The following is a 12,468-nucleotide window of genomic DNA, read 5'->3' on the forward strand; positions in this document are numbered from 1 at the left end:
TCTCGGCTGCAATACGAGTGTCAGGTAAATTAGCAGCTCATAATATCATAGTAGAACGGCCCTGTTTTGCCAATGTTCAAGAGTGAAGCATTGGACGTTTCTTGGTGAAATTGTTGGACGCACCGTGCAATCCGTCCCATGTGGAGCTTGGTCTGCTTCTTCCCCGGCATGACCCTGAAGACCGTCGGAGCAGACGACATCTATCCCATCGAGTCGCTCTAGCTATTCCAAGATCGACGCGGCCAGCATCAGCCGGTCGGCGACGTGTTGTGCTATGGCGGCAAGGCGCCCCAGAGCCCACTTGGGCGGCTGCCGTGGGCCTGTCAGGCATATGCGTGCCGACTGCTCAAGCGGTAGACGTCCGCACCTCCCGTATCCATGAGATTATTGACGCAGCAACACCTGTGAGCCAGGCCAAGTCTGCGATGCAGCCGATGGCAGCTCTTGATATCGAATGCTGTGCCTCAAATCAGGCCGGCTCGCTTCAATTGTTGCTTGCGTCGTGCCCCATCCAAACGTATCGCTGTGCATTCTGTATACCCTGGATGCCCGTTCGACCATTCTTCTCAGCTCTTAAGTCCGTATTCGAATATCAAGGCCCGAAGATCCGGGTCCGCCTCCCCGAAGGAGTCGAGAAACAGCGTTTCGAACACCCGGTTCAGACTGTAGTCGTAGGCCACGAGTGCCGAGCTGTTTGGAACCAGGTGCACGGATGAGGTAAACGTGCTCTTTGACAGATCAATCTTCGCCTGGAAGCCTTCGGGGGGATCGTCGAACCTGTCGCGGAACTTCCAAAAGTCCTGATCCTCGGCAAAGCGAAATTGCCCGATGTGAAGGGGAGTTTCTTGATGTTGAAGAGGACGGCGATGTGCAAGACAGCTGGGAGCTTCGCGGTCGGCACGATGAATTGATTTTGCCGGCCAAGCGACTTGGCGAAGGTCAACGGATCCAGCCGCCATGTTACCGCCGCGCTGGTTGTCTCCATGTCCAAGCTCGGCCAGTTCAAAAGGTCGGAATTTCCAAGTTCACCATGATCTCCAACCTCGACACTCGGTGGATTCGCAGGCTTCAGTGAATCGCCCGAGCCGGCTCCGCCCCCTGGTCCCTCATTGCTAAGGAAGCCGAAAGGCAAGACTGCGTTCTGGTCATCATCGAGCGCGAGCAGGACCACGACATCTGATTCCCCGCCCTTCGTTGTGTCCTTGCAAAAGCGTCGCGAAAGCGCCACCAGAAACGGATAGAGTTGGTCCTGCCGAAAGACGGCACCATTCTGTTGCCCGTCCCGCTCACCTTGCTGATCTTCGATAAAAGCCATCGCATCGTTGTGGCCCTTCTTCAATGTCTTGACGACGTCCTCGTCTAGACCCCGAAATTCCCATGTCAGGTTCAGGCTGGTCAGCGGCTGCCCAGCAATGATGATGTCATTGGTTCGTTTGGCTTTAGCGGCAATCTGGGCTGCCTGTACGGTCGCAGCGCGCCGCCTTTGCAGACACAATGCTGATCACCAGGCCCAAAATCGTCAGCACAATCGAAACGACGCCGGCGGCCGTGAGCTGCTTGCGGTTATCCGGGCCTGTGGTGGTCAGCACATTGATCGTCGCCCAGATCGACGATCCCGTAGCAAGGCTAAGGCCCATATATTTAAGCACTATCAGCCAGATTGAAATATTGGCAAAGAGGTGCTTCAGTGCAGGCAGCATACAAATCCTCCACTCTGCGATTCCTGCCAATCACCCGCGTTGCCGCTAGCTGAGGCTATTCCTGTCGGAGGCACCGCACTTTCAGTGGCCGGAACACCAGGCGGCATAGTCCACTTCAACGCTGTCGCGAGCAGCTTTGACGGCGTCGCGAAGTCGGCCGTCGGACAACGAATCCAGATTGGCGCGAACGGCATTTCTCTGCGCCTCGCCCGCCGCATGGATCGAGCCCAATTCGAAGCCCATTGCTTCGATAGCCATCAGGTCAAGTTTCGCCCCGGCATTGTCGCCAAGGTCCAGTTTTCGAGAATCCACCGCAATTCGACGGACGATGAACTTCTCACCAATTCGCAGACAGGGATCGGCCGAACTAAATTCGCCGCATGACAGATCGTGGGCGGCCGATGTGTCAGCCGTCACACCGTGGGCCCAATACCAGGCAGATGGCACCGCGGCTTTCGCTTCCCGAACGACCTGGCCCCCTTGCCAGTTCGAGACGGCGACGAAGCGAGCCCTGCCCAACCCGCCACCACCCTTTCGGCGCGATGCAAACCGCTGAACCACGGCGGTGGGAGGCACGCTCGATTGAAGAGCTCTCCTGGCTTCGGCCGGCGGCTCGGCGATCGGATACGATTGAATCTCTTCCCAGAATTTCGCGCAATCCGAATCGGTGCACACCACAAACCGCCGCATCCACACCGCGTTCTCGTCGACCAGCGTTGGTCGCGGTCCTCGAAGACCGTTGCGATATCCGGCCATGATTGCGTCCGACGTATCGTGGCCGTTGAGTTCGATCCCCGGAGCAAGCTGGACGCTCGTGGCCAGTCTCACAAGATCGAACGGATATGGGATGATCGCCGCTTCATCAAAGTCGTTCACGCCCCAGACCAGACGCGCATCAGCATCTCGCCAGGTTCCGAAGTTTTCAGTGTGGATATCGCCCACGCTGAGGACAGATGGCGCCTTGGCCAGTTCAGGACAGATCCGCTCGATCTCCCCGGCCCAGCGGAAAAACGTCGCCCGCAGGAACGTAAAAGGATCCTTCCTCATCCGCTCGCGCTTGTATTCAAGATCGGCCTCGATGACGTCACATTGGGTGCGAAGCCATGTTTCGTATGCGCTGTTGCAATCCTGAAAGCTGTTCAAAGACCTTACGCCCATGGCTGGCAGTATTTCCTGCCCGCCAGGTTTGCGGGCGGCACTGCCTATGTTGATCGATACCTGTACCCGATCGGGTTCACCCTACCTGCACATCCGGTGCCCCGCCTGACGCATCTGCATCCGCGTCAGCTGATCGGGCCTCCGTCCGCTTTTGCCACCGTGCGGCAGCAGCGAACATCGCCTGCCGCCTGCGCTCTGCCGTCAAATCCAATCCGACCATGCGTCACCCACATTCCAGATTTATTTACAAGGCAAGGAACCAGCTCCCCAGACGAAATCTGGCCTGCCGAATCGCTCAGTCACGTCAATTACACTACAAATAGAGACGTTGCCCTCTCTACTCGCTCGTCTTGCCAAGAGCCTCATTCAGTATCACCGCGAGCTGCAGGCCGCCGACAGCCAGCTGCCTGTCCAGCAGCGGCTGCGCCGCAATCTGGTAGGTCGAATCCAGAACAATCGGCGCTCCGGCCGCGACCTTTGCCTGCCATCCGGCAGGAAGAAGCTTGTAAGCGGTCTTTCCGGCTTCATGGCATGCATCGGCCCACGTACCGATGTAGTCAATGTCCGAATCGGCCGACACCGTCGGCGCCGTCGTCGCGTCGAGCTCTTCGAGATAGGCACCCCAGCTGAATGCATGCGCGTTGATCAAGCCATCGTCCCAAAGACTATGGAGACTGCTGGAAACCTTGACTTCCTTGCCGTCGAGACCTCTTCCCGTGAAATCGATCTTTATGCTGTTTCCGCCGCCATCATCCCCATAGTTCGCGCAGTGAAATGGCTGCGTCAGATCGCCCGCCAGATGGACGACAAACCGGAGCGCAATTTGTCTCGCAATTAAGGGATTGCCAGGATTGGAGAGCACCTTGATCTCCCGCTCAAGGGCCAGCGGCAAGCAGTCACCCTCGGCCTGCAGCTCACAACCTGATCGCCATGAATGCCCGTCTCCGGAAACGTCGGCGTCAACATAGTGCCAGCGCTTTGTCTTGGTGCCCGCTGGCGTAAATTTGAAATCGTCTGCCCAGCTAGCGATTGAGGCCAGCGATGCCCGGCCTATCAGGATCTCAAGGTTGGCCTCGGCCGTTGGCGTAAGTCGCCTCTGCGCCAACTCTGCAACGATGGAATGCCCGGACGCTCCCCAGGCAAACGCCGACTGGGTAAAGAACAGCGCTATTATGAATGAGATGGTCGCTCTCGACACAGCCGCCCCCAGCCACTGGTACCGGGCGTATTGTGCCCCTTTTTTATACTCTTCCAGCCTGCAGGGGATGATACTAGAGTGCGAGCGTTGCGTAAATATCACGAAATCAAAGTTAAGAAAAAACTTCCTTGATACTGCTGGAAGCATTGGCACAGCCTTACAATGCGCACTTTGATATGACCGCCGATTTGATCCTCAACAACACAGGGCGTGGTGCCCTGGTTACGCAGATGAGGCAATCAGCCGTCTTCGCACACGTGAAGCGACCCCATTCTCGTCCGCATGTTTGGCCCGGAGCCCGCAGGGTTCATCCGACTGGATGCAAACAGCCGCGAGAGGTCGGACTGGGTATCGGGATGATCTTTGAGCCTGACACGACATCAAGCGAAGGAAAGATCCTTGGGCGACCGAGGGCCGAAATAACCGGATGCGACGCGACATAAGCCTAGGTGTCAAACTCGACCACGAGGCTCATCGGAAAGATACTATCCAGTTTGAGCCGGCCAGCGTCGCCGGCAGCGCGGCGAAGTCCGGGACGCTTCAGAACAGCCTTGCAGATCGCCGGCACCATGACCCGATTCATGTAGAGGCCAAAGCATTCGTGCATGCCAGCGCCAAAATGCATGTAACTGTAGTCCGGCCGATCCAACCTGAATGATAGCGGATCTGGCACGCGGCGGCCGTCAAACATCGCCGAACGGGTGGCGGCCAGCACCTGTGTCCCGGCCGGAATCGTCCGTGAGCGCCAGGTCCCCCCGGCCAGCCGATAGTCTTCGGTAGTTTTTCGAAACAGCCCGGGCGTCAGTGGATAATACCGAGAGGCCTCGAACACATAGCGCGCGACTGCGGCATCGTCGTCTGCGCGGGCCGCCGCCTGCGCCGCCGCAAGTTCCTCCGGCCGGTCGAGCAGTACGTCGAACAGTTGCGGGATAAGCATAGGTGCCTGCGGCATTGCGCCGACGATCAGGCCGATCAGGTTGTTGCGGATCCCTCTGTCGTCCATTCCGGGCAGGCCCAGGTCCTGGAACTGCAGGCAACGCTCGAGAATGTCGTCGTGGCTGCCACGTGCCTGTTTTCTCTCGGCGATGGCGCTTTCGATGTAGCCGCGCAGTGTTGCTGCAGCCGGCCGCACACGCGCATCGAGTACCGGATCGTCACCCATATCGGCGAACATGTACTGAAAAAGAAGTCGCGCCTGATTCGACAAGGTTTTGACATCGGGTCCAGGGGTGCCGAAGTAGTTGCCAAAAAAGCGCGTAGTTACATCCTGGGTCAATTCCATGGCCAGGTCGACGCGTCCGTTTGGAATCGCCTTGGCCATAACCCCCTCGCTCAACGCCGTCACTTCAGGCTTCACCCGTGAGATAGCCTCGGCTCGGGGCGCGGTCATGCGCATCGTTGTCTTGTCGCGTGTCGCTTGCTCGACGTCGCTCATGCCGAGAAAGATGTTGTCGCCATCCATGATCACGCGAATCTTGGGCGCGTAGATCACATCGAAAACATTGGGCCGAGCCAGGACCTCGGCCACATCGTCAAAGCGGGTGACCAGCGCGAAGCGCTTGCCCTTGTAGTTGACGAGGAGGATCGGCACCGTGTTCCGCGCAATTCGGAACATCAGCTCGGTATGCGCCGCGAGCCACCCCCCGACAGACGTCATGACCCGGTCGGCGAAGCTCTTGACCCGCATATTCAATTTTCTCTCTGATCAGGTAGGATCAACTGTCCCCATGGCGATCATGCGGATCGCATTGAGGCTGGGCAGGAAGAAGTAGTCGCCGCCACGGGTGGCCACGAACTCAGGAAGCCCGGCCGCGATGAACGTGGTTTCGTTGGCCGGCCCACCCGGGATCACATGCTTGTCGGACTGCGCGCGGTTGCCGGTCAGGGGACAGCTGTCGTTGCCGGCCTCGAAATCCAGGCCATAGCTCATCCACTGCTGCTGGATGAACTCGAACTGCCGGAACACGCTCGCGCAGATCGCCATCATGATCACGCCCACCTCGCCGTCGGGATCGGCATAGGGTAGCCCGCGCCGCAGGATGCGGCGACGGTTGGTCAGCGTGGTCGCTCCCTGCTCCACGCTCAGTTCGGGGTCGAGCATGTCACGTGGGTTGGCGCGGCGAATATGCGCTCCGAAAGGGCATTTCGAACCGTCGAGGTCATCGCCGTAGCGGAAACCCGTCAAAATCCTGGCCAGATCGACACCGCTTGGCATATTCTTCGACAACCGTTCATGATCAGCCCAGCTTGGTGCGGCCAACAGAGGAATGCCCGACCGCCAGCGGCCTACCAGTTTGGCGCAGACGGTCTCATACGCCTCCCTGTCACACGTGATGCCGGTGACCTTCTTCCAGAGGTCCGCCTGCCGTAGCATCTCAGCATCGAATGCCTTCGTATCCTGACGCAGCTTGCGCCAGACCATGAAGGTGCCGTTGCGCGCAAAACCGGGCGGCTGGGTGGCGACAGGAAATTCCTGACCTTCGTCGACCTGCCCGAGAATGAACTCGCCTGCCTCCAGGGCCGACCAGCTTGTTGCAGGGTCATATGGGCCCTCGGCGATCTTCCCCCCGCCGACTGCAGCCAACGCCTCAGCCTTCTCGTCCAGTTGGCCACGGAAGACAGGGTCGCCGATGCCGTCGGTGAAGCCGAAGGGTTCCTTCGGAAGGGGGACCTTTGCCCCTTCCGGACCGCCCATCCGCGCCGCCGAATCCTGCCAGCGGCCCGATCCGTCCTTGCCATGACCGGAAAGCAGTGTCACGCCGGCCGCCGGCGGTGCTGCGAGGCCTTCCAGCCACCTGGTCCATTCGGCAAGTACGGGCAGCGGCGAGCCGTCCGGACTGGCGCCGACGTTCAGCGAAACCCAGACGTGGACCGGCAGTGCGCCATCGTCGAGATGCGCGCGCCAGACCGGATCCCACTGGTCAGGCGCGCTACCCTGAACATCGCCCAGTATGTCGGAACGACAACCCATGCCGTCAATAAACTCGTCGGGTAACAGGCGCAGTGTGCGGGTCGGCAGATCGAGCGCGCGCAGTCCGGGATAGGTAAACCCGATATTCAGTGTGATCGGCGGTTTGCGCCGCAGCAGAGTGCCATCCGGCCCTCTTTCGTCCCATGATTCAGCGGTCGTCACCCGCGGCCGAATGCCCTGGACGAAGCGGCGGCCGGCGGCCGGATCGGCAATGTGGAAAAACAGGTGACGGCTGTAGGGGAATCCGAACCGGCCATAAGGTCGATGGATGTTGCCCTGGATATCGGCAAGGTCGAGCCGGATCATTCGCCCACTCCGCTACTGCGCCCGTATTTCGCCGGGCTGTTGCATCGGCGTCTGTTCGCCTGGTTCAATCATACTGAGGAAATCGCCGAAGCGGGCGTACAACACGTCTGGGTCGAGTCCCTGCGCTCCGATTGCAAAACGAGTGAAATGCTGCTGGACGGCCAGCGCCTTGAGAACCGAGGGCAAGTCGGAATCGGGCGCGGTCGCAAACGGCTTCATGGCCCGGCGCCGGATCGAACAATACGTGGCATAGACCGCAAGCGCAAGCAGCGCGACTGCGATCAGCAGCGGCACCACGATCGCGCCCCATGCGGCTGCGGCCGCCACCCAGCTCGCGAAACCGTGCACCGCCCCGAACATCGCGAACAAGCCATTGAGAAGCAGAGCGGCAAGCCACAGTACAATCGCGCCTCCGGCGACGACGGCTGTGGACTTCACAGCGCCGACCGGCAGATTTCCGTCGCCGACATCGAGCTTGCCCGCCCAATAGTCATTGAACGGCATGGACGTCTCGATCTGGCACCGACGGATATAGGCATGGAACTTGTCCGCGGTATCGACGCCATCGAATCCGTCGCAGTTACCGAATATGTCCTTCAGATCCTTCTCCATCGTAGCCCACAGCACGAGGGTGTAGGCGCGAAGCGCGGCATCGCCGTCTTTGCCCGGCGCGTCGATGTCGGCGGCAAACAGCAGATAGGGCCCGCTAAGGTGATCGACCGGCTGCGGCGCGAGCGGATTTATCCCACGTACAATGCCAACCAGGGAATCGCCGGAAACCCGCCCGTTGAATGCGGGCCCATCGATGATGACGAAGCGCGCGAAATGATTAAGCGTATTGAACGAGAATGGCGATCGCCACCCGTCCATGGGCGATTCCGCCGTCTGGCGCCCGGTCGGGATCAGTGCCAGCTTCTGGGCCAGGCGCTGGCGGTACGCATACGACCTTCCAACGACCGGACCATCCATCGTCTCGACCCGGATTGGCGCAAGCACGGTCAGGAAGTAGTGGCCTCCGTCATGGTTTGGCATCAGCAGCCTCATGCCTCGCGATCAGGGCGTTGATGAACTGCTGCCGTGCCGCATCGGCTTTACGCGTCGCGACCGAGGCGATTGGGGCGAAGCCCGGAGATGCAAGCGAGTTGGCCAGCTTCGTGAGAGCGCACCTGTAAGCGTGCGCAAAAGCCCTCGCGTCACCGCTGGAATGAATGTTGGCCAGCGCCAGTATCTCGCTGCGGACCCGCAATGCCGCCTTGATGTCGCGCTGCGCTGCACCTGGGGTGGCGTTGTAATAATAGTTCGTATGGATCTGATTCGCGCCTATGTAGTCCTTGAAGGTCGAGATCGGGATCGAATGGGGGTATTTGGTGCTGGCGTACCAGAACATGTCCAATCCGCTGGGGATGCCGTCGGCAAAGGCGTCGATATACTGATCCCACGTGCCGTTGAAGTTGGACAGGAACAGCATGTAGTCGTTGTCAAAACGCTGCTTGCCCCCACCGGCAGGATCAGGCCACTGATCGCGCCGGATGATAACCCAGCGCGCGAAATGGATGAGCTTCAAGCCAAGCAGCCCCGAGAGTTGCGACGGGGCGGCCCGCGCAATCATGAAAATCGCGTTCTGTATCCATGTTCGCCACGGCCGCATGGGCGTGAGAACGTTTATTGCATATGCTTTGCCAGCAATATTCGACATGCCCCCTCAATTCTTTAGACAGCTCCGCCCCGCACCCGGCAAGAGGTGCCGCACTGGCCCGAATGTTATATTGCCATGGATTTAGACACGCGGTCACATGAATTTGCAATGCAAATCAATTTGGATACAAAGAAAGTTATCTTTGAGCTTTTTAGAGTTGATAGGAAGAGCGATCGACGCCGCGACACCCTCGCGTTGGCGGTCCGCGGCCGCGCTCGCGGGCTGAGACGCTACCCAATCCCAGTTTCTGACAGGTGGCGAGGCGGCCGTGGGCCAGCCCGAGCCGGGTCTGTTCGAGGACATGGTCAAGCATTTCGAATAACAGCCCGGCGAAGCGCGCGTGCTGGCGCTCGACCTTTCGTCGCCGAACACTGAGGCAAAGGCGGCCGGAACGGAGCATCAGCCGCCTTGACATCATAGCGCGACTTCATCCCAAGAAACCGCGCCACCGCAAAACTGCCACTTGTTGCCTTTCGCGCTGCTGGCGCAGGGTTGCAAGAGCGCGTTACGGGAATATCTGCGTGGTACGAACGCTGACGTGCGCGATGGTTCAGCATGGATGTCTTTGAGGCCGCACTAACCAGTTGCCAACATAGATCGAGTCGACGTCAGCCATCTGATCAGCGCTGCTACAGTGAGGCACGTTTCGATCGTCGCGTTCACGAGGCCGTCGGAGCATGTACGGAGAGATCGAAAGTCATGGACGGACAAGTCAGGGTCCAGACATGGAAGGGGGGAGGCTGATACCGCCGGCAAGGTGGCCCTGGTTAATCTGCGCATTCCGCGACCGCGTGATCTTGATCGCGAGATCAGAGAGAACGTCCGAAGGACCTCTTTTCGGCCAATAGGCCGCAGTCACCGCGCCTTCAAACCAAATCGCGAGCGGTATCAATATGAAACGATCAAATACTATATACAAAACACCCATCAAAAAAAGAAGCATCGCGACGAACATGGAAAGCCGCATCGCGCCACCTCCAGAGATATCAATACTAACAAAGCAGGCAGCGAAAATTGAGGCCTGCAATAAAAGATAGACAAGCGCATATTTTACCTGCCGACAAAGAACACTTTTGACGAACGCCACGTCTTCACCGGCCGATTCCGCGAAAACGCTAGCAGACCACAGAAAATAGGCAGAGCCGGCATGCCAAGATCGATCGCGAAGCACCATAGCCATGTTGAAGTAGGCCTCCAAGAATGCTCTTTTGTTGCTCGGTTGATTATTCCCTAGGCTAGATAAATTCCCGTTGAACTCGCGGAATGCCTGCTTGTATTCTCCTCTATCTCTGTGAATCAAACCAATCTCGTTGCGTACGATAATATTTTGTTGATGAGCGGCGCCTAACCGATCTTCGCACAGCCGCAAGGCTTCCCTTGTTATTGTCTCGGCTATGGAGAACTGCTCATGATCTACTTTCTTGACAGCAAACTCCACCCTGTGAAACTGGAGCGTACAAGGAAGAGCCACTCTGCTTTCAGCTGCGTAGCGCAACTGCAGGTATTGTCCATACAGGCGACGCAACATAGCCAACGTAGTCATCGCCTCAATCAACTCAAGAGGACTCGTGGAATTGTCGCGCTTTAAGAAGGTCGTATACCCATCCAGAAACTCAAATATAGTTTCTATACCATCAACGTTATCGACAATTGATGTCTTGCCGCGAAACTCATCTACGTAGCATACAACTAAGCCATAGATTGATCTGTACTCATCTAGAGCAGCGTTGTTTCTGACGTTTATACTCTTGTCACGACTAAGTATTAGCTCCGCGATTTCCTGAGCCGAGGCGCCGTTAACGGTGACACCGGATATATTTATGTTTTGAGCATTGACATTGTTGAATACAATTCCAGCGACATTGTATGACATTAAACCGACCTTGCGGTTCAGGATTTATCTGCCTTTCGCGGACGATTCTGAGAGACCCCGGCACGAACATTCTTTATTTCGATGTCGCCGGAGAGCGTCCCGCGATTGACCTTAATACCCGTCCCCGAGGCCGCGATATTCTCCAGGCGCAGGTTAGCAGCCGATATGTCTGCGAGGTCCACGCCAACCGCTGCTGCAGCGTCCGGCGCGTGTTGTTGGATCATTTCGATGAGTTTTCGCGCGGCAGCTACCAATTCGACATCGTCGTCGGCTTTCGCTGCGGTCAAATCCTCCTCAACGCTGGCGCGCCGAGCATTTGACTCCGGAGCTTTCTCGAGGTGGTCCACCGAAACGCTCGGATAGCGAGAGGTAAGGAGGCCTTTCAGTGCCGTATACGCATCTTTGACAAGACCATTGACCACTTCTTTTCCGGCAATCGTGGCTGCGCCCAGCGCCAAACTCAATGCGATTCCCGTAATTGGTTCCACCGGTCTGCTCCCCTTGGTGCATAAACATAGCCTCGGCCAAGCGGAGACGAAGGATCCAACTTGCGGAAAATGAAGAGTTGCAGTTCTCCAGTATAAGTCAAGTGCTAGAAATTGATGGGTGCGTTGGGACTGACTCTGTTTTGACCATCAAGACGCTTCCACATCGCGAAACCAGCAGCGTCCTTGCATAGCTTTCCTCAAGGACGCGTCGCACCGACACGGTGTCGTTGCTTCGCCAACCGACGGAAGCCCAGCGCTATAGCCTCCAGCCATAAGCAAACGCCGTACACCGAGCTCAAGGACAATGACTTTCGCGACCTCCGATAGCAGGCGTTCGGCTTTTGCCGCGGTTTCGGCCCGTCCGGCGGCGGCCTGCGTCTGCGCGGTGCCGATCGCAAACGGCATCGCCGTTGCGATTGCGTTGCGCTCGAAATCGACCGCTTCGACGACGACATTGTCACCTGCAAAGGCGTCATCGATGTCCAGCACCGGATGCTTTCCACCTCAGGGTAAGGGGCCTGGAAGGCCACCAACGTTGCGAGCGTGCGCGACCTCCTCGCGGCTGGTAAGCTGTCAAGGGTCCTGCCCGCATGGTTTTCCCCGCTCGAGGCGCTTTACCTCTACTTCCCAAGTCGTCGCCACCATCCAGAACGCGTTGCCGCAGGGATGCTCCGCCCATTGCAAGCAGACGTTTTTCAACAACAAAATGCCGCCAGGCCGACTGTTCCGCTACGATTCGTTGATCGCCGAAAATCTGAAAAGCCCAACCGTCGAACACGAAATCACAGACCATTTGATGTCGATCCGAGGTTCATTGCCTCAACGAGAAGTCGACACACTCGGTGAACGATCGCCAAAGAATATCAGCGAACCGCTCGTAACTGGGCGTGTGGCAGACAATGTCGATGTCGCTGCTAGCCAACGCTATGCCAAGCGGCGGAGTACCAACGACGCGCCAATCGAAGACGTTCGGCTACGCGGGCACCTATCACGGCATCCACGTAGTTTGGCCGAGATCCATCGGAGGGTTCCGGAACGACACTCATCCTAAGACCGCCTGGCGACGCAAATACTGAGC

At 58.1% G+C, this 12,468-nt stretch carries 11 protein-coding genes and 1 pseudogene; all 12 read right to left on the reverse strand.

What is annotated here, in order from left to right; all coding sequences use genetic code 11:
- Positions 1–658: 658 nt before the first annotated feature.
- Positions 659–1,495 carry a hypothetical protein gene (locus ACVWWD_RS28275; RefSeq protein ID WP_457103557.1) on the reverse strand — a complete coding sequence of 279 codons (837 nt, stop codon included), beginning with the start codon at positions 1,493–1,495 and terminating at the stop codon, positions 659–661.
- Positions 1,440–1,700, reverse strand: a complete 261-nt coding sequence (locus ACVWWD_RS28280) for a hypothetical protein (protein WP_457103558.1) — start codon at positions 1,698–1,700, stop codon at positions 1,440–1,442. The genes ACVWWD_RS28275 and ACVWWD_RS28280 overlap by 56 nt, the downstream gene beginning before the upstream one ends.
- A gap of 81 nt (positions 1,701–1,781) precedes the next feature.
- The gene (locus ACVWWD_RS28285; protein WP_457103559.1) at positions 1,782–2,843 is read right to left on the reverse strand and encodes a DUF2252 family protein; all 1,062 of its coding nucleotides are present in this window, start codon (positions 2,841–2,843) and stop codon (positions 1,782–1,784) included.
- A gap of 352 nt (positions 2,844–3,195) precedes the next feature.
- On the reverse strand, positions 3,196–4,203 hold the full coding sequence (locus ACVWWD_RS28290) for a S1/P1 nuclease (protein ID WP_457103560.1): 1,008 nt from the start codon (positions 4,201–4,203) through the stop codon (positions 3,196–3,198).
- A gap of 298 nt (positions 4,204–4,501) precedes the next feature.
- The gene (locus ACVWWD_RS28295) at positions 4,502–5,743 is read right to left on the reverse strand and encodes a cytochrome P450 (protein WP_457103561.1); all 1,242 of its coding nucleotides are present in this window, start codon (positions 5,741–5,743) and stop codon (positions 4,502–4,504) included.
- An 18-nt stretch (positions 5,744–5,761) separates the two neighbouring features.
- On the reverse strand, positions 5,762–7,333 hold the full coding sequence (locus tag ACVWWD_RS28300) for a Dyp-type peroxidase (protein WP_457103562.1): 1,572 nt from the start codon (positions 7,331–7,333) through the stop codon (positions 5,762–5,764).
- A 12-nt stretch (positions 7,334–7,345) separates the two neighbouring features.
- A complete protein-coding gene (locus tag ACVWWD_RS28305; RefSeq protein ID WP_457103563.1) occupies positions 7,346–8,365 on the reverse strand; it encodes a hypothetical protein in 1,020 nt (339 codons plus the stop codon).
- Positions 8,352–9,029 carry a hypothetical protein gene (locus ACVWWD_RS28310; protein ID WP_457103564.1) on the reverse strand — a complete coding sequence of 226 codons (678 nt, stop codon included), beginning with the start codon at positions 9,027–9,029 and terminating at the stop codon, positions 8,352–8,354. The genes ACVWWD_RS28305 and ACVWWD_RS28310 overlap by 14 nt, the downstream gene beginning before the upstream one ends.
- A gap of 712 nt (positions 9,030–9,741) precedes the next feature.
- Positions 9,742–10,902 (reverse strand): hypothetical protein, encoded by a 1,161-nt coding sequence (locus tag ACVWWD_RS28315; RefSeq protein ID WP_457103565.1) that lies wholly within the window; start codon positions 10,900–10,902, stop codon positions 9,742–9,744.
- A 17-nt stretch (positions 10,903–10,919) separates the two neighbouring features.
- A complete protein-coding gene (locus ACVWWD_RS28320) occupies positions 10,920–11,390 on the reverse strand; it encodes a hypothetical protein (protein WP_457103566.1) in 471 nt (156 codons plus the stop codon).
- Between the two features lie 147 nt (positions 11,391–11,537).
- Positions 11,538–11,879 (reverse strand): hypothetical protein, encoded by a 342-nt coding sequence (locus ACVWWD_RS28325; protein ID WP_457103567.1) that lies wholly within the window; start codon positions 11,877–11,879, stop codon positions 11,538–11,540.
- A pseudogene (locus ACVWWD_RS28330) lies at positions 11,863–12,342 on the reverse strand (DUF4269 domain-containing protein); the annotation flags it as partial. The gene ACVWWD_RS28325 and the pseudogene ACVWWD_RS28330, both read right to left, overlap by 17 nt.
- Positions 12,343–12,468: the final 126 nt, after the last annotated feature.

It is taken from the genome of Mesorhizobium sp. URHB0026 (assembly GCF_054059755.1).